At 61.1% G+C, this 17,145-nt stretch carries 15 protein-coding genes; 7 read left to right on the plus strand and 8 right to left on the minus strand.

The features are described 5' to 3' along the window. Positions 1–8: 8 nt before the first annotated feature. The 4 genes from holA to AB6B39_RS01895 all read right to left on the minus strand — a co-directional run bounded on the left by holA (position 9) and on the right by AB6B39_RS01895 (position 4,873). Entirely contained in the window at positions 9–1,034 is a 1,026-nt protein-coding gene (gene holA / locus AB6B39_RS01880; protein WP_371398680.1) for a DNA polymerase III subunit delta, read from the minus strand. Positions 1,035–1,118: 84 nt separating this feature from the next. After that, on the minus strand, positions 1,119–1,628 hold the full coding sequence (locus AB6B39_RS01885) for a hypothetical protein (RefSeq protein WP_284371277.1): 510 nt from the start codon (positions 1,626–1,628) through the stop codon (positions 1,119–1,121). Then, entirely contained in the window at positions 1,625–4,231 is a 2,607-nt protein-coding gene (gene leuS / locus AB6B39_RS01890; RefSeq protein ID WP_284371278.1) for a leucine--tRNA ligase, read from the minus strand. Before leuS ends, AB6B39_RS01885 begins: the two co-directional genes overlap by 4 nt. Before the next feature lie 144 nt (positions 4,232–4,375). After that, positions 4,376–4,873 (minus strand): YHS domain-containing (seleno)protein, encoded by a 498-nt coding sequence (locus AB6B39_RS01895; protein WP_284371280.1) that lies wholly within the window; start codon positions 4,871–4,873, stop codon positions 4,376–4,378. Positions 4,874–5,055: 182 nt separating this feature from the next. Here AB6B39_RS01895 and AB6B39_RS01900 point away from each other — a divergent pair, with 182 nt between their 5' ends. The 3 genes from AB6B39_RS01900 to AB6B39_RS01910 all read left to right on the plus strand — a co-directional run bounded on the left by AB6B39_RS01900 (position 5,056) and on the right by AB6B39_RS01910 (position 7,128). Then, positions 5,056–5,961 (plus strand): AraC family transcriptional regulator, encoded by a 906-nt coding sequence (locus tag AB6B39_RS01900; RefSeq protein ID WP_284371282.1) that lies wholly within the window; start codon positions 5,056–5,058, stop codon positions 5,959–5,961. Positions 5,962–6,155: 194 nt separating this feature from the next. Continuing rightward, a complete protein-coding gene (locus tag AB6B39_RS01905) occupies positions 6,156–6,548 on the plus strand; it encodes a DUF1761 domain-containing protein (protein WP_284371283.1) in 393 nt (130 codons plus the stop codon). 10 nt (positions 6,549–6,558) lie between these two features. After that, positions 6,559–7,128: a hypothetical protein gene (locus AB6B39_RS01910; protein ID WP_284371284.1), complete on the plus strand. Its 570-nt coding sequence runs from the start codon at positions 6,559–6,561 to the stop codon at positions 7,126–7,128. 55 nt (positions 7,129–7,183) lie between these two features. On the opposite strand, the gene AB6B39_RS01915 is transcribed toward AB6B39_RS01910, so the two are convergent. After that, the gene (locus AB6B39_RS01915; protein ID WP_284371286.1) at positions 7,184–9,439 is read right to left on the minus strand and encodes a prolyl oligopeptidase family serine peptidase; all 2,256 of its coding nucleotides are present in this window, start codon (positions 9,437–9,439) and stop codon (positions 7,184–7,186) included. Positions 9,440–9,594: 155 nt separating this feature from the next. Next, complete coding sequence (locus tag AB6B39_RS01920) at positions 9,595–10,950, minus strand: mechanosensitive ion channel family protein (RefSeq protein WP_284371288.1); 1,356 nt, start codon at positions 10,948–10,950, stop codon at positions 9,595–9,597. Positions 10,951–11,012: 62 nt separating this feature from the next. Between AB6B39_RS01920 and AB6B39_RS01925 the strand changes: the two genes are divergently transcribed. From AB6B39_RS01925 to AB6B39_RS01935, 3 genes are read left to right on the plus strand one after another with little or no spacing between them, the layout of a single operon-like run. Continuing rightward, the gene (locus tag AB6B39_RS01925) at positions 11,013–12,245 is read left to right on the plus strand and encodes a serine hydrolase domain-containing protein (protein ID WP_284371290.1); all 1,233 of its coding nucleotides are present in this window, start codon (positions 11,013–11,015) and stop codon (positions 12,243–12,245) included. Beyond that, entirely contained in the window at positions 12,242–13,081 is an 840-nt protein-coding gene (dapF, locus tag AB6B39_RS01930; RefSeq protein WP_284371292.1) for a diaminopimelate epimerase, read from the plus strand. Before AB6B39_RS01925 ends, dapF begins: the two co-directional genes overlap by 4 nt. A 51-nt stretch (positions 13,082–13,132) precedes the next feature. Beyond that, the gene (locus AB6B39_RS01935; RefSeq protein WP_371398681.1) at positions 13,133–14,389 is read left to right on the plus strand and encodes a hypothetical protein; all 1,257 of its coding nucleotides are present in this window, start codon (positions 13,133–13,135) and stop codon (positions 14,387–14,389) included. Positions 14,390–14,435: 46 nt separating this feature from the next. On the opposite strand, the gene AB6B39_RS01940 is transcribed toward AB6B39_RS01935, so the two are convergent. Both AB6B39_RS01940 and AB6B39_RS01945 read right to left on the minus strand, forming a co-directional pair. Next, positions 14,436–15,068, minus strand: coding sequence for a CC0125/CC1285 family lipoprotein (locus tag AB6B39_RS01940; protein ID WP_284371296.1), 633 nt, complete (start codon positions 15,066–15,068; stop codon positions 14,436–14,438). A 113-nt stretch (positions 15,069–15,181) separates the two neighbouring features. Next, positions 15,182–15,634: a hypothetical protein gene (locus AB6B39_RS01945; protein ID WP_284371299.1), complete on the minus strand. Its 453-nt coding sequence runs from the start codon at positions 15,632–15,634 to the stop codon at positions 15,182–15,184. Positions 15,635–15,701: 67 nt separating this feature from the next. On the opposite strand from AB6B39_RS01945, the gene AB6B39_RS01950 reads away from it, so the two are divergent. Next, positions 15,702–17,090, plus strand: coding sequence for a hypothetical protein (locus AB6B39_RS01950; RefSeq protein ID WP_284371301.1), 1,389 nt, complete (start codon positions 15,702–15,704; stop codon positions 17,088–17,090). The last annotated feature ends 55 nt before the right edge of the window (positions 17,091–17,145 follow it).

Genomic DNA, 17,145 nt, shown 5'->3' on the forward strand with positions numbered 1-17,145 from the left:
GTAGAAAATCAGGCGGCGCGGCGTCGCGCTGCAAAATTGGCGAGGCCGAACAGGAGCCGTTCGGTCAGGGCTTCCGCCGGTGCGCCCGTGCTTTTCAGCTGGCGTTCGACGGTCTGACACTGGCTCAGCGCTGAGCGCAGAGCCCGACTGTTCCAGCGGTTCAGCGTGGCGACGAACGCATCTTCCTGCATGCGGAATATGGGCGGGCGAAGCGCGCGCGTGGCAGCCAGGGCGCTATCGCCCGTCTCCATTCGACTCGCCGCCTCGCACAGACGCAGGAGATGGCGCTGCAGAGCGAAGTGGATCGCGATTGGACTGGTCTTGGCCTCGACCGCGCGTCGGAAGCGCGCATCCAGGCTGTCGATGCGGCCTGAAAATGCGTCCTGAATGATCGGATCGATAGCGGAGCCCTGCGCGCCCGCGGCGAGTGTGCGCACATCGTCGGGTGTGACAGTCGCATCCGGGACGCGGCCATAGCCCTTATAGAGCGCCATCTTCTCGACCTCGGCCGCTGCCAGCGCGTGATCGCCTTCCAGTAGCGGAACCCACAGATCGAGCGCATTGGGCATGACGGCGATACCGATCTCCTGCAGCTGGTCGCGCACCTGATCACGCCGCGCGCGGGTCCCCAGCGGATAACAGCCCAGCGCGGCCAGATGTTTCGCCGCTTCGGCGGCCTTGCGGATCGCAGACCGTGTCGACAGATCTCCCGCCTCGATGACCAGCTTGGCTTCGACGCGGGACGGATCGGCATCGATCTGTTTGATGATCTTGCCGATCGCCGCGCCGGAACGCTCATGATCCAGTCGCAAACGGACGAGCCGCGTCCCGCCCAACAGGCTCATCGCGCTCATCTCATCCATCAGGCGGGCCGGATCGGTGATCAGGTCATCGGAAGTCAGCACGGTCGCGCCGAAAGCCGGATCGACATCCGGCGCCAGGGTCTGAATCAGGGCCGCGGCCCGGGCCTTGACCAGTCCGCGGTCCGGCCCGAACAGCAGCGCGCCGACGAGATCGTGTGGCGGTTCGGTCAAAAACCGGTTCTGGCGTGCGCCCGTTACCTTCATCGCACAGTCTCTGAGGAAACCTCTGTGGGAATGGGCCCGGGCATGGCGGCGTCAGGGGGCAGAATTATCGGCGAAATAGAGCGCCAGATCGACCAGTAGCTTGTCCGCGACATCGCGGGCCACACGTTCGCGGGCGGCATTATCTGTTGCATTCAGGCGGTACGGGTCATCATCGGCGGCGAAGGTCGTCGCGCTATTGACCGTTCCTGACGCCAGGATTTCGGTCTTGTCCGCTTCCGTCAACTTCCAATAGGCATAGAGGTTGCTGTCGAAGCGGCTGGCCCGGTCAAGCCCGGTCAGACCGAGCGGGATGCGGGTCGAGCTGGGCCGGACCGTCAGTATGTAGCTGGCTTGGGTGCTGGTCCCGACCCGGTCGCGCAATCGTTGCCGGATCTGAAACCCGGCCTGACGATCGATCTCGTCATCGCCTTCTTCGACCACCAGTCGAATATCGTTGAAGCTTGTCTGTCCTGCCGATGTGGCATGGACCGGCTTGAAGCCACAGCCGCTCAGAAGCAGGGCGGCGGTCATCGCCAGGAGAGTGAGAATAGTGCGGATCATGATGCCACTATATTCACGATCCGGCCCGGAACGACAATGATCTTTCGTACCGTCTGACCGTCGATTATCTTGGCGACATTCGGCTCGGACAGGGCACACGCTTCGATCTCGGCTTTCGGCATGTCCATGGCGACCGTAATCTCCGCCCGCCGCTTGCCATTGACCTGAACAGGCAGGGTCACGCTATCCTCGACCAGCATGGCCGGATCGACCTGCGGCCAAGGGGCCGTGGCGCACAGCCCGTCCCCGCCGAGCCCGGCCCAGCATTCCTCAGCCAGGTGCGGCATGAAGGGCGCGATCGACCGGATCAGAATGCCGAGCGCTTCCATTCGTACCGCGTCCTGCGCCTTATATTTGGACAGGGCATTGGTGAGTTCGTAGATTTGAGCGACCGACGTGTTGAAGCGGAAGGCCTCGATCCCCGCAGTGATCTTCTCCAGCGCCTTATGCGCCGCACGGCGCAAGGTCAGCGCGCCGCCCGTCGCGTCCGGATCGGCGGCCATGGGCGAATGGTCGGGCACATCGGTCGTTTCCACGATGCGCCAGACTTTCTTCTGAAAGTTCCAGGCCCCACGCACCCCGTCTTCGCTCCATTCCACGTCACGCTCGGGCGGGGAATCAGACAGAACGAACCAGCGCGCCACATCCGCGCCATAGGTTTCGATGATATCGTTCGGGTCGACCGTGTTCTTCTTCGACTTGGACATCTTGATGACGTCGCCCCGGGTCACGACCTTCTTCGTGTCCATGCGGATCAGCATATTGCCGTCTTCAATGACCTCCGCGGGCACGACATATTCACCGTCTTCGTCCGTATAGACGGCGTGCGTGACCATGCCTTGCGTGAACAGGCCCGCAAACGGCTCTCCGCTTGGCAGGTCGAGCAGACCGCAATCGCGCAGGCCCCGCGTGAAGAAACGCGAATAGAGCAGGTGCAGCACGGCATGTTCCACCCCGCCGACATATTGGTCCACGGGCAGCCAGGCGCTCGCCGCCGCCTTGTCGAAGGGCTGGCCGTCCTTCCCGGCGAATTTGGCGAAATACCAGGACGAGTCGCCGAACGTGTCGAGCGTGTCGGTCTCCCGTTCTGCGTCCGCGCCGCATTTCGGGCAGCTGACATGTTTGAATGTCGGGTGACGATCGAGCGGGTTGCCCGGACTGTCGAACTCGATGTCATAGGGGAGCTCGACCGGCAGCTGATCTTCCGGCACGGGTACGGCGCCGCATTCTGGGCAGTGAATGACCGGGATCGGACACCCCCAATAGCGCTGACGGCTCACACCCCAGTCACGCAGGCGGTATTGCGTCGTGCCTTCACCGAGGCCCATCTCGTCGATCTTGGCGATGGCCGCTGCAATCGCCTCGTCCTTTGACAGGCCGTTCAGGAAGTCTGAATTGTAAAGCGTACCTTCGCCGACATAGGCGTCGTCTTCGATGGTAAAGTCTTTCGCATCCTCGCCGTCTGGCAGGATGACGGGTGTGACGGGCAGACCATATTTGCGGGCAAAGTCCAGATCGCGCTGGTCATGCGCAGGTTGTCCGAACACAGCGCCCGTGCCGTATCTCATCAGCACGAAGTTCGCGATCCAGACGGGAAGTGTTTCGTCGGTGAAGGGGTGTTGCACGCGCAGGCCTGTGTCGAAGCCCAGCTTGGGCGCTTTGGCGATGTCCTCTTCCGACGTGCCGATCTTGGCGCACTCGGTGCGAAAATCTTGTAAATCAGGGTTCGTTCGCGCCAGTTTTTTAGCAATTGGATGATCAGGTGAGAGAGCAAGAAATGAAGCGCCGAAAAGGGTGTCGGGTCGAGTCGTATAAATTTCGATACCATCCCGGCACACTTCGAAAGAAATTAACTGAGCAGTGCTTACCAAAGGGGTTGGTTCAGGATCAGTTTCACTCCACTCGAACCGCATCGACAGCCCTTCCGACTTGCCGATCCAGTTTCGCTGCATCAGCCGGACCTTGTCCGGCCAGCGGTCGAGCGTGTCCAAACCGCCCAGCAATTCCTCCGAATATTCCGTGATCTTGTAGAACCACTGTTCCATGTCGCGCTGTTCGACCGTTGCGCCGGAACGCCAGCCCTTGCCGTCGATCACCTGCTCATTGGCGAGGACCGTCATGTCGACCGGGTCCCAGTTCACCTTGGCGGTCTTGGAATAGACGAGGCCCCGTTCCCAGAACTTCAGAAAGATACGCTGCTGCTCGGTATAATAGTCCACATCGCAGGTCGCGAATTCACGCGACCAGTCGAGTGCGAAGCCGAGCCGTTTCATTGGCGCGCGCATCTGTTCGATGTTGGCGTAGGTCCAGTCCTTGGGATGGCCGCCCGTCTCGATCGCGGCATTTTCCGCCGGCATGCCGAACGCGTCCCAGCCCATCGGGTGCAGCACCTCGAAGCCCTGCGCCCGTTTGTAGCGCGCCACCACATCGCCCATGGCGTAATTGCGGACATGACCCATATGGATGCGCCCGGACGGGTAGGGGAACATTTCGAGCGCGTAGAATTTCGGTTTCAGACTGGCATTATCCGCCGTGAAGACGTCGTCCGCTTCCCAGCGGGCCTGCCATTTCGGTTCTGTCGCAGATGGATTGTAAGCCGCCATAATGGCCGCCCATAGCGAGGGTTGCGCGGCGGGTTAAGCGCTTTGTTGCCTGTTGGCTGCGTCCGGTGCAGGAAAAACCCGCCTGCCGGAGCAGACGGGTCTCTAAAGGGCGGAATGCGCCCGCGAATAAAGCTGGGGCAGGCGCTACAGATCGCCGATGGCGACATGCTCGATATCGGCCCAGTTGCCTTCGGCCTGATCGATATATTTATCGCGCTTTTTCAGCCATTTCTTCTGAATCTTCTTGTTCAGGTTCAGATAAAGGCGGTCATTGACGACTGTATAGGCGAGTGGATCCGCGTCGAACTTCTTGCCCTTGGCCACACCATAGGCACAGAAACCGCCATAGACGGGCACGAACCGGGCTGGGTCGGCATTGAACGTGTCCAGATTGGCCTGGCTGGCAAAGCGGTAGGTCGCCCCTTCGAACTGGGCGCTGTAAGTCGCCGCACCGACGACCGGTGCGTCGCCGGAGCGGTAGGAGACGACATCATAACCCTGAACCGCCAGGTTCGGCGCGTCCGCAGTCGATCCGGCGATGCTGACTTCGTCAATGGCAAAGGCTGGTGTGGTGAGGATTGCGCTGGTCGTCCCTAGAGCGATGGCGGTCGCAATGACCGTGGATTTCAGAAAATTATTCATGATGATCTCTTTTCAAGTCTTATGTGATGGCTCTCAACGAAGCCGTGCCACCCTATTATGGACCAATCGGTTCATAAGCAAAACACACATCGCTCTCGCCTCGTCACACGGCTGTGATCCAAGCGTGACGCCCATATTGTTCGGGTTCGACTTGCGGCAGCGAAAATGATAGCGACCGGATCGTGATCGACCCGCCTTCGTTCCGGGACCGGCCTGGGTCCATCCGCACGCACCATTTTCCATCCCCATTCGGAAACTGGACCGTCTCGGACGGGGATGCCCCGATCGATCTGGTCGGGGACGTCGTCAGCCTGTGGGAATCGAAAGGCTTCGTCGGAAACAGCTATGAGCGCATGGTCCCGCGCGGTCATCTCGATCTGATCTTCAATCTGGCCGGGCCGCAGGCGCTCTATCCGGACGGGTCGATGGATCATCCGCAGATCTTCACCCGCGCCTGGCTGTCCGGTCTGTTCGACCGCCCGATCCATGTCGGCCCGGCTTATCGCGCGGAGATTCACGGCACTCATCTGGTTGGCGTGTCGCTGACCCCGGTCGCCGCCAGACGATTATTCGGGCTCGACCCGCGGGAGCTGCGCAACACGGTCATCCCGGCTGACGATCTGTTCGGCGGGGCCGCGCAGTCGATCTGGCACCGGATCGGAGAGGCGAAGCAGACCGCGGCCCGTTTCGACATCATCTGCGGTTTTCTGCGCGGCTGTCGCATGCGGTCGATCCGGCCCATGCCGTTTTCCGCGCTCTGGGCGGTGGGCGCGACGATCGCAACCGGGGGACAGATCAGGGTCGGCGATCTGTGTGACGAGCTGTCGGTCAGTCGCAAACATCTGTCGACTCTGGTCGGCAACGCCACGGGAATGACACCGAAAGGTTTTTCGCGGTTGCAGCGTTTCCGTCGGGCCATGAGCGCGCTGGAGCATGCCAAGGGACTGGATTTTGCAGATGTGGCTCTGGATCTCGGTTTTTCCGACCAATCGCATTTCATTAACGACTTCAGAGCCTTCTCAGGCGAGTCGCCGCTTCGTTTCATCGCGGCCCGGTCCAGTGACGGGGAATCGATCCTGTTCGATTAGGCGGCGCGATCTGGCAATGACTGTACGGAAATGTGGGGCAGAAATGTGGGGCGGAAATGCGGCGCAGGTAACATTCTTCCAATCAAGCGGCCCAGCGCAGGCGTAGGGATCGCCGCGAAGACGCTATCAGGATCAAAGCTTCGGGACGGTCCCGAAGACCCTCTGGTGTCGGTCCATATGAGGGAGACTGTTTCATGGACACATCTACGCTTATCGCGGCCGCGGCTGCGACTGTCGGGGCCTTCATTCTGGGGGGTCTATGGTATTCACCCATATTGTTCGGCAAAACATGGCAACGCCTGTCGACTTATAATGAAACTTCGCCGCCCAATCCCGGTGTAGCTTATGGCGGCGCTTTCATCCTGCTTTTGCTGTCCGCCGTGATTTTCGGCGCGTTTCTGGGCCCGAACCCGTCCTTCGGTTTCGCCATGGGCGCAGCGCTGTCGGCAGGATTTGCCTGGGCGGCAGGCAGTTACTGGGTCAGCGACCTGTTCGAAGGTCGCCCCTTGCGCCTGTCGCTCATCAATGGTGGCTATATGATCGGCCTGTTCGCGATTTTCGGCCTGGCTTTCGGAACCATCGGTTAGGAGACAGATAATGACACGAATGATCAGGACAATCATGGCAAGCATTGGCGTGTCGGCCCTTGCCGCCTGCGCCACAGCCAACCCATCCTCGCCACCGGAAGTCCTTGCGACAACGGTAGACCAGACCCCTGTCATGGATGCGATGGCGTTTTTCGTCGGTTCCTGCTGGGACGGTGTTTTCAGCGATGGCCAGAGTACGGACCGGCACTGCCTGCGCGCAATGAATAAAGGCCATTTCGTCCGCGACCGCCATTTTGTCGATGGCGCGCGCGGCCCTTATGGCGGGGAGACTATCTTCAGCTGGGACGCGGAAGAGGGCCGGATCGTCTATATCTATTTCGATACCGCTGGCGGTAAGAGCGAAGGCACGCTCATTCCCGTCGATGACGGGTTCAAGGCACCGGACGAGGTCTACGAAATGGCCGATGGCCGCAGCATGACGATTGCCAGCGCCTGGGTCATCACCGGTCCCGACAGCTGGGAACAACGCACGCAGGATGTCAGCGGCGATGCGCCGAAAACGCTCTGGACAATTGCCTATGACCGCGCCCCGTTAGGCACAGTCGAAGGGCTGGACTGACCAGAAAAAAGCGCCCCCGCAGGGGCGCTTTCGCTATTCTATGATGTTGCAGGAACTAGCTGGCGTCGTCGGCCAGCTTCTGCAGCAGATAGACATGCTGCAGGGCCAGACGTTTGGCTGTTTCCTTTAGATTGGCCGCGGCTGAGTGACCGCCGTCGATATTCTCATAGTAATGGAAATCGTGACCCTGGTCCTGCATGCGCATGGCGAATTTGCGGGCATGCCCTGGATGAACGCGGTCATCCTTGGTCGAGGTGATCAGGAAAACTTCCGGGTAGTCCTCATCCTCGCGGATATTATGATAGGGGCTGATCTGGCGCAGGAAGGCCCCTTCGACCGCATCATCCGGATTGCCATATTCGCCCATCCAGGATGCGCCCGCCAGCAGCTTGTGGAAGCGCTGCATATCGAGCAGAGGCACGGCGATGATGGCGGCGTTGAATAGATCCGGACGCTGGGTTGTCATCACGCCCGTCAGCAGCCCGCCGTTGGACCCGCCTTCGATGCCGAGGTGATCCGGGCTGGTAACACCGGTTTCGATCAGATCTTCGGCCACCGCGATGAAGTCGTCATAGATACGCTGACGCTCGGTTTTCAGGCCGGCCTGGTGCCAGTTCGGACCATATTCGCCGCCGCCCCGGATGTTGGCGAGCACATAGACGCCGCCATTTTCCAGCCACAGCTTGCCGCGCGTGGCGGAATAGCTTGGATTCAGTGAAATCTCGAACCCGCCATAACCATAAAGCAGGGTCGGATTCTCACCATTCATCGCCGTGTCTTTCGACCGGACAATGAAATAGGGCACTTGGGTGCCGTCGGCTGATGTCGCGAATTTCTGCTCGCTGACCATGTTCGATGCATCGAACCAGTCCGGCAGGGATTTGGCCGCGACCGGCGTCAGCGCGTCGGCGGATGTGTCGATCGTGTAGAGCGTATCCGGGGTCAGGAAGTCCTCGGCCGACAGGAAAGCGATGCTTTCCTTCGGATTGGTTGCCCCCACGCCTGCCGCACCGTTTTCCGGCAAGGCGATCGGTTCCGACGTCCAGGTTTCGCCGTCCCAGTCAAATGCCAGAACGGAGCCTTTGACGTCGGTCGTCTTGGCCAGCAGGACCTTGTCCTTGGTCACGCCATAACCGCCGAGCGAGCTTTTCGCGTCCGGGCTGTAAACCAGATTCAGATCCGCGATCTCGCCATCATCCATGAAGTCGTCAATGGCGAAGCTGACCAGGTCGCCGGAGTTGAAGCCGCGCCAGTCCTCATTGAGGCTCAGCATGACCTGGCCCTTGAATTCGGCGCCGAGATTGCTCTTACTGGGGATCGGGAACGGGACGGCATCGCCGACCGTGCCGTCGGCATTGCGGGGGAACCAGAAATAATTGGTGTCGTAAAAGGTCTCGCTCTGGCTGACGACGATTTCGCGCCGACCATCGGACAGCTCGAATACACCGGGCCAGTAGCCGACATCGGTCTGGTTGCCGCGTCCGATTTCGACCGACTCGGCCAGTGGCGTGCCGCGCGTCCAGATCCGGGCCGTGCTGGGATAACCACTATCCGTCATCGTGCCTTCGCCGAAATCGACGGCGACCACCATGGTGTTCTCATCGACCCAGTCCATCGTGCCCTTGGATTCCGGTGTTACGAACCCGTCGACGACAAACTCCCCCGTTTCCGTGTTGAATTCACGGCGGACGACGGCGTCCTTGCCGCCATCGGACAGGTTGATGATGCAGAGCGTGTAGTCGGGCGACAGGCAGTTATTGCCCTTATAGACCCAGTTCTTGTCTTCGGCCTCGGCGAGCGCGTCAAAGTCGAGCACCGTTTCCCACGCCGTATTGCCGGACAGATAGCTGTCCATCGTCGTCTTGCGCCAGACACCGCGGACATTGGTTTCGTCCTGCCAGAAATTATGCGCCGCACCGCCACGATAGGACACGTAAGGAATCCGGTCCTTGCTCTGCAGAATGGAGAGCGCGTCATTATAGAGCGTCTCGTAACGCGGATCGGCCATCAGTTCGTTCAGCGTCACCTCGTTCCAGGCCTTGACCTGATCCAGCGCTGCTTCGCCTTCGACCTCTTCGAGCCAAAGGTGATCCGCATCGCGCTGACCGTCTGTTTCGTAAGCAACAGGCACATAGGTTGCGGCGTCGGTCGACGGCGTTTCAGGCGATGACATATCGGACGTCGCCATATCCGTTGCGGCAGTATCAGTCGTTTCGGTCACGCTTGCCTCGTCAGCATTGGAACAGGCCGCGAGCACGAGGGCCATGGCGGTCGCCGTCAGAAAATTTCGGGTCGTGTTACGGGGGCTCATTGAAAGTCTCCTTTTGGGCGGCCCGTCAGGTCTTATACGCGTTACGGGCCTGTGTGGGGCCGTCTTCTAAGGGGTTGGGTCACTTTGGCAAGCAGAAGCGGGCCGACGGACCGGGCGCGGGATAAACTCTGCGTCATCTTGGGCGCCATGACGCGTCACTCTTTCGGGGCGGTATCGCTCAGCAGATCGGGGCCCGTGCCCGTGTCGTTCTGCTGGGTGCCCTGACGTTCCTCTGCAACGCGCTCGACGATCGTCAGGTCGGCATCCGTATTCAGAACGGCGTGCAGCGCCCTGGCCGCCTTTCCGTCGCGTGGCCTTGTTTCCGTCGTGTGATCGGACGCCTCATCGGAGGAAGAACTGCCCAGCGCGGCGGGGCCATCGACGCGGACGCGGTAGAGCGGTTCGGGCAGGGAGAAGCCACGCTCTTCCAGGACGGCTTTGACATCGCGAATGGCCTGGCTGCGTGCCGTACCGAAGCCCGTTTCGCGCTGATCGATCCAAGCAAAAAAGTCGATCAGAATCGAACTGTCGCCAATTTCGACGATCGTGCCCATCGGGCCCGGATCGTCCAGAATGAAATCCAGATCGGCCATGATTTCTGCGCCGACCGCAATGGCGGCAACGGGATCGTCCGCACTGTCCACGCCGATCCGAAATTTGAAACGCCGCTCCGGATTGGTCGTATAGTTCAGGATGTCAGCCTTGAACACCTTGGCATTGGGAATGCGCAGGTGATTGCCGTCCAGCGTCATCAGAATGGTCGCTCGCGTATTCAGTCGCACGACGATCCCTTCCTGCCCGTCAATGACGACATGGTCCTGCGCCCGGAAGGGCTGGCGGATCGACAGCAGCAGCGAGGCGATATAATTCTCGACCGTGTCGCGCACGCCAAAGCCCAGCGCGATCCCGATGATCCCGGCCCCGCCTAGCACCGTCCCGACCAGCGCCGTCGCGCCCAATATGTTCAAGGCGACGATAATCCCGATCATCACGAAAGCGATACGAATGGCCGTTGCGATCAGCTCGGCCAGAAACGGATTGCCGGCCATGCGTCTGATCACGCCGGTCCGGCTGGCCAGGAAGCGACCCAGCAGGAAAATAGCGACAAGGGCGAACAAGGCGGCGGCGATCAGGGGCAGGGCGCGGACGAACTGCGTCGTCAGTTCGGCTGAGCGGTCGACCAGCGGCGTGACATTATCAGTCACGTCCAGTGTCCGGACGATGTCGTCCTGAACGGCGACGACGCCGTCGACGCGCTCTGCAATCCCGACGGCGCGTTCAGCCGCTTCCGTATTGGCGGCTTCTCCAGCCAGCGTGACGACACTGCCTTCGACCGCAACCGTGACCTCACGCGTATCGCTTAGCCGCGCCAGAATATCCGTGATCCGGGCCTCGACCTGGGCGTCGGTCGGGCCGGACGCGACCGTGATCGGGGCCGTGTCGGCAGGCGCGTCCTGCGCCAGCGACGATAGAGGTACCATCAGACAGAGCAGAAAAAGAATGATACGCATACGAAACAACCCTCAGGATCAGTGGTTTTGTGCAAACCCGATTATGGCCATATAGCGGAACAATGCTGACACGACGACAGACATTAATGGCCAGCGGTGCGGTGACCTTAGGCCTGACAGGGGTGGGCTGCGTCAGTCGCGCCGCGCCTGTGCCGGAAATGGACGACAGACCCGGCAGGGGCCGGGTGCTCCGCGTGCCTGCAGCCAGTGACGGGGCGCCAACACTGCTGTCCGACATGTCGGGCCGGATCGGCGGGCGGGTCTTTTCCGCAGCGTCCCCATTCCGCATTGCTTCTGTATCCAAACTGCTGGTTGGGGAGCTGATGCGCCGCCTTCACACCGCAGGAGAGCTGAATGCGGATGACGATGTCAGCGACATCATCCATTACCCCCTGCGCCATCCGGGGTTTCTGCAGGAGCCGGTCACCCTGCGTCGCCTGATCGGCCATCAATCCGGCATCATCGATCCGCCTGTCTACTGGATGGCGGCTCCGGGCAATATCCGCACCCTGCTGACGGATGAGATTTGGGAGCCGGGCGTCCGGCCGGGGGCAGGCTTTCGCTACAGCAACCTGAATTACGGTATAGCTGCGACGGTCATGGAAGCCGCCACGGGCGATCGGTTCGACCGATTATTCACCCGCTGGATTGCGCAACCGCTGGGGCTCGATATCGGGTTCAACTGGTCCGGTGTCAGTGCGGCACGCCGGGCGTCGGGCTTTCCCGTCATGCGCGGTCGACCCGGTGCCTGGGATGTGCAGGTCGATCGGCCTGACACGCTGGCCGCGTCCGAGCCTGCCATACTACGCGATCGCGGCTTCGATCTGAAAGACTATGTGCCGGGCTCGAACGGCACGTTGTTCTCTCCGCAGGGCGGCCTGCGAGCCAGCCTGTCCGACCTGATCGTGATCGGACAAGAGATCGTCCTGCAGCAGCCCGCTCTCTGGACGCCGAACTGGCAGGCGAGCGAGACGGATGGACGCGGTTCGGAATCTGAAAGTATTGACGGTCGCGGTCACGAAGCCGGGCATTTCACCGCCTTCGGCGAAGGGGTTTATATCTATCCGCATGGTCCGCGCCCCGGGGCGGGCCGACAATGGGTCGGCCATCACGGCGAAGCCTATGGCGTCTATTGCGGCCTCTGGGTCGTCCCGGAAACGGGGGCCGTGTTCGCGCATGCCGATCTGGGCAGTCCTGTGGACGGTTCACCCATGACGGGGGAGCGTCCCAATCAGACAGAGATCGCCAGTAAGGCGTTTGACTGGGCCTTTGCGCAAGCCGGAGCCATGCTGTGAACTTTCTGATCATGAACGGGGCAGGCAATCGGTTTGCCATTTTCGATGCGCGGGATCTGCCGGACTTCGCCCTGAGCGATGAACAGGTGCGGGGGATCAGCGAACCGGGCTCCGCCGCCATGGGGCCGCTCGGCGCGGATCAGCTGATCATACTGCGAAAGCCGACATCGCCCGATGCCGATATCTTCATGGAAATCCGCAACCAGAAAGGCTTCGAGGTCGATGCGTGCGGCAACGCCACGCGCTGCGCGGCCTGGCTGGTCATGGAAGAAACGGGCGATGACGAGGCCGTGGTTCAGACCAATGATGCGCTATTGTCCTGCACCCGCGCCGGGCCGCAGTCTGTCGCCGTCGATATGGGCGAACCCAAGCTGGACTGGTCGCAAATTCCGCTCAAGGAGCCGATGCATACCCATCATGTCGATGTGAAGCTGGGCCCAATCGATGCGCCTGTTCTGAGCAATCCTGGCGCGGTGAGTATGGGCAATCCGCATGTCGTCTTTTTCGTCGATGATTTCGACACGGTAAAACCGCATCTGGCCGGACCGATGGTCGAATTTCATCCGCTCTTTCCGGAACAGACCAATGTCGGGTTTGCCCGGGTCGAGGGTCCGGACCGGATGCGCCTGAAAGTGTGGGAACGCGGTGTTGGCATGACGCTGGCCTGCGGCACCGGGGCCTGTGCCGCCGTCGTTGCGGCCCACCGTCAGAAACGCATGGGTCGAAAAGTCAGTGTCGTCGTCGATGGGGGTGTTCTCGAAATCGACTGGCGAACTGCCGATAATCATGTCATCATGACCGGACCAGTTGAACTGGAACGGCGGGGCACGCTGTAGGAGATCCGCACTGTGCGGATGACATTGCCAATGATAAAGCCCCTCATTTTCATGAGCAGCCTGCTGCTGTGGCCCATGCTCGCTCACGCGCAGACGACGGAGCCTGCACCGCCGAGCCTGTCGGACCGGGTGACGGAAGCGGCAAAAGCGAATCGCTACCGTATCGAGAAATCCGGCGACATTTTTTCCGGCGATGGTTGGGATCGGCTGCTTGCAGAAGGGCGTCAGTCGCAATTCTTCCTGCTCGGCGAAGAGCACGGCATTGCCGAAAACCCGCAACTGGCTGCGGCACTGTTCACGGACCTGAGCGAGAGCGGCTATTCGCGCTTCGCGATCGAAGTGTCGCCCTTCATGGCGGCGCGAATGGATGACGCTCTGGCCGAAGGCGGCTTAGACGGGCTGAAAGAGCTGTTCGCAGAGCCGGGCGGACAGCCAGCGTTTTTCGGCATGGCCGAAGAAGCCGAAATGCTGGCTACTGTGCGCGGCAATCTTGCCGACGCCCCGGATGTGCTCTGGGGGACGGACTACGAAGTGCTTGGCGATCGCCAGATGCTCCGTGCGCTCGAAGCCATGCCCAAGCCTGAGGCGGCTGCTGTAGCGCTGTCCGCCTTGCGCGCTGAGAGCGATGCGGGTTGGGCCAAATATGAAGAGACACGCAGCCCGCAATTCGTGTTCAGTTTTTCCGGCGATCCGCAGCGGGTCCGGGATGTCGAGGCCGCCTGGCTCGACCGATCCGTGGATGCGGCCTGGATACTCGATCAGATCGAAGAAACGCTGGAAATCAATCGCCTGTTCGTGACGGGCCAAAATTTTGCGTCCAACAAGCGGCGCGCAGATCATCTGGTGGCGAACTTTCTTCGTCACTGGCGGGTGGAGCTAGCAGATGGGCGCAGTCCCGAACCGCGGGTCTTCGCCAAATATGGTGCGTCGCATCTCGTCCGCGGGCGGAATTCCAACGGCGTGTTCGATCTCGGCACGACCTTGCCGGAACTGGCCGCGCTTGAAGGTCGCCCGTCAGTCAGCCTCTTTGTGCTGCCGGGGCAGGGCTCATCTGTCGCCGTATTCGATCCTACGGCGATGACGTTCCGGGACGGCGCGCCGAAGGATGGTTACGGTGCTGGCATGGGGCCGCTCTATGATGCCGCGTTCGACAGCGGATACACGCTGATCGATCTGCGTCCGTTGCGTGCGGTTCTGACACGCACCACCGATCCTGATCTGGTCGCCTTGGCCCGGACGATTCACGGCTTCGATTATGTGCTGATCATGACGGGCTCGACGCCCTCATCCGCACTGCTAGTCGAGTAGGTCCCACGACAGGGCCCGGCGCCGGGAACTGTCCGACAGGCCGGCCCTAGCGCTGGTCTTCGGGCAGTTTCACGGTCGGGCCGATATTCTCGATCACGGAACGGGCGTCGAACGCATTGCTGCGACCGTCCGGGCGCGGACCATTGCCGAACCGCACTTCGGCCGTGGCGCGATATTTGGTGATCTCACGCACATCGAAATCATTGAAGAACGGATCGTAGAACGGATCATAGAAGCCGCGGAAGCCAAAACCCCGCCGTTGCCGGAAGCCCCGGAAATGCGAATAGCGATAGCCACGCGACCAGCCGAAGCGTGGGCGATAGAAGCTGTAGCCGAAATAGGGATCGTAGAATGATCCGGCGCTGGGCGAAACCCGGGTCCGGGTTTTGGCTTTCGTATCGCGTTCGACCAGCTCGAACCAGTCATAGCCGCGCTCGAGCGTGGTTTCAGCCGCGCGGTAGAGCAGGTAGTTTTCCACCGTATCGCGTTTGGTCAGGGAATTGCCGGCAAAGCTGATCCGGGCGCGATCGGCCTCGATCATCTGCTGTGAAAAGCCGTCAAAGGCACCAGGCTCGCTGGCGGGTTGATAGGGCGTGGCCGTGGCGCAGGCCGTCATCAGGGCGACGGCGGCACACAGTCCGGCCTTACGCAGCCATTTATGCGTTGCGTTGATCGTCATGGCGGGTCTCCTTGTCTCGCGCGCGTATCTGCCTCACATCACCTGAATGAAGGCTGAGCCTTACATAAACTTTTCTTATGGTGCTTTCATCCCGCAAGGACATCACGATTCCATCAGCCCTTATCGGTCGGCGGGTTGACCCGTTCCAGCCATAGCGACACGCTCGCCCAGAGGCAGAGCGGGATGGCAATCAGCAACGGACCGGCAGAAAGCCAGAGCGGCAGCCAGTCAGACCGCCCGGCAACGACCGCCAAGCCGATCCACGGCGCCATCAGGAACAGGGTCCAGAGCGCATGCGCGGGCTGAAAGCCGTGCCGCCACGCTGTCCAGCACAGGCGCATCGTCACGGCGCAGGGGATGATCGCAAAAGCACCCAGACCGAGGGACAGCAAAAAGGCCGAACTGGCCGGCGCCCAGGCCGGATCAGTTTCGAAAAAACCGAGAAAGAACCAGAGCGTCGCCAAGGTCGATCCGACTAGACCCAGCGCGGCCAGTCCGGCGGCCAGCCGGTCGGCCGGTCGCCCGCGGGGCAAGGCAGGGCGAAGAAGAGGGTCCCGGGATGGCATGGCCCAAACGTGGCGAAGTCGGCAAAGCCCGTCAATGAATCGAAGCGCAGAAAAGGCCGGCATTGACATGATCGTCCGAAAACAATTGCCAAGCTCCGGAGAGCCGCTATCGAAGCTGGAGGGATTGGCGCGGGATTGGCGCGGGATTGGTGCAGGAAAGGGGCAGGATGTGAAGAAAATCCGCAGACTGGTGCGGCCGTCATTCGCTCTGTCCGCCTGTCTTTCCTGTAGTCTGATGGGCATCGCGCTGACGGATGCGCACGCCGCCGACCGGGCCGATCTCGATTATACGGGCAGTATTCAGTTCATGCCGGAAACAGGACAGCTGACGGCGGGTTGGACGATACAGGTGCTGGACAGCGACCTCGACACGATCACCTTCGGGCTCAGTGCGGCGCTGGGAACGGCTGCGGTCAGTGGTGCGGATGTAATGTCCGTGACCACTACGCTCGATCCGCGTTTCGATGGGGCGATCCGGGCCTATCAGGTCGATCTGGGTGCGGTCGACGGCGACCGGCCCCGGCGTGTGCGCTTTGCCTATTCCGGCCCGCTCTTCGATCCGGAACCCTCCTTTCCGATCAATACGTTGAACAGCAACAAGGTCGAACTGACGGTGGACAGTTTCTGGTTTCCGTTTGATCTGCGGTTTGACAGTGACCTGACGGCCAATCTGGGCGTGCGCATCGATGGCGAATGGTCTGGCGTCGGGGTCGATCAGGTCGAGCGTGTCGATCAGGGCTTTCGCATCCGCCAGCGCGATCCGGCCCTGGATATCGCCTTTTCGCTGCTGTCCAATTCCCAGATCGTCACCTCGGACGATTACATCATCCATGATGCACGCCGGGAGCCCGGGACGAAGATCGACGATCTGACCCAGGCGCTGGAAATCTGCACCACCTATCTGAACGATATGGCGGGATCGGCCGGGCCGCTTCCCAAAGCGTCCATCCTTGTGACGGACCGGGCCGAGGGCGGCTATTCGCGCGGAACGCTGATCGCGCTGACCGATATTGAAAACGAAACCGATACGGATCTTCAGAAATTCATCTGTCACGAGCTGGCGCATTTCTGGAGCCACGCCAATGCGGGCGGGGCCGAAAACTGGATCAATGAAGGCGTGGCGGAATATATCGCCCTGATGGGGGTGCGCCATGCCATGGGCGAAGCCGTCTATGCGGCCTATCTCGGCGATTATGCGGAGCGTCTGGACGGACAGGATCTGCCGCCGATCTGGACACCGGATGCATCAGGCCGCCCACCCTATCTGATCAGCTACCGCGCCGCGCCGCTGGCGCTGCGCGACTTGGAAGAGCGTCTGGGACGTGACGCGTTTCGCGTACTGATGCGGGTCATGATGATCGAGAAGATCAAGACAACGCCCGATCTGCTCGCCGCCATCGAACGCCTCTCGGACAAGCCGACGCGCGACTGGTTTGCGTCGCGACTGGCAGAGTAGCAGTTGGTCGTCGGCAAGACCGGTCTCTGCCCAACATTTATGTGCCATGAAAAAA

The organism is Algimonas porphyrae, from assembly GCF_041429795.1.
In the GTDB taxonomy this organism is placed as follows: domain Bacteria; phylum Pseudomonadota; class Alphaproteobacteria; order Caulobacterales; family Maricaulaceae; genus Litorimonas; species Litorimonas porphyrae.

Excerpts from the sequence above, each read along its gene's own strand:
- AB6B39_RS01885 (WP_284371277.1), bottom strand. The coding sequence starts at position 1,628 with ATGATCCGCACTATTCTCACTCTCCTGGCGATGACCGCCGCCCTGCTT.
- leuS (WP_284371278.1), bottom strand. The coding sequence starts at position 4,231 with ATGGCGGCTTACAATCCATCTGCGACAGAACCGAAATGGCAGGCCCGC.
- AB6B39_RS01895 (WP_284371280.1), bottom strand. The coding sequence starts at position 4,873 with ATGAATAATTTTCTGAAATCCACGGTCATTGCGACCGCCATCGCTCTA.
- AB6B39_RS01905 (WP_284371283.1), top strand. The coding sequence starts at position 6,156 with ATGGACACATCTACGCTTATCGCGGCCGCGGCTGCGACTGTCGGGGCC.
- AB6B39_RS01910 (WP_284371284.1), top strand. The coding sequence starts at position 6,559 with ATGACACGAATGATCAGGACAATCATGGCAAGCATTGGCGTGTCGGCC.
- AB6B39_RS01915 (WP_284371286.1), bottom strand. The coding sequence starts at position 9,439 with ATGAGCCCCCGTAACACGACCCGAAATTTTCTGACGGCGACCGCCATG.
- AB6B39_RS01920 (WP_284371288.1), bottom strand. The coding sequence starts at position 10,950 with ATGCGTATCATTCTTTTTCTGCTCTGTCTGATGGTACCTCTATCGTCG.
- AB6B39_RS01925 (WP_284371290.1), top strand. The coding sequence starts at position 11,013 with ATGCTGACACGACGACAGACATTAATGGCCAGCGGTGCGGTGACCTTA.
- AB6B39_RS01935 (WP_371398681.1), top strand. The coding sequence starts at position 13,133 with ATGAGCAGCCTGCTGCTGTGGCCCATGCTCGCTCACGCGCAGACGACG.
- AB6B39_RS01940 (WP_284371296.1), bottom strand. The coding sequence starts at position 15,068 with ATGACGATCAACGCAACGCATAAATGGCTGCGTAAGGCCGGACTGTGT.
- AB6B39_RS01945 (WP_284371299.1), bottom strand. The coding sequence starts at position 15,634 with ATGCCATCCCGGGACCCTCTTCTTCGCCCTGCCTTGCCCCGCGGGCGA.
- AB6B39_RS01950 (WP_284371301.1), top strand. The coding sequence starts at position 15,702 with ATGATCGTCCGAAAACAATTGCCAAGCTCCGGAGAGCCGCTATCGAAG.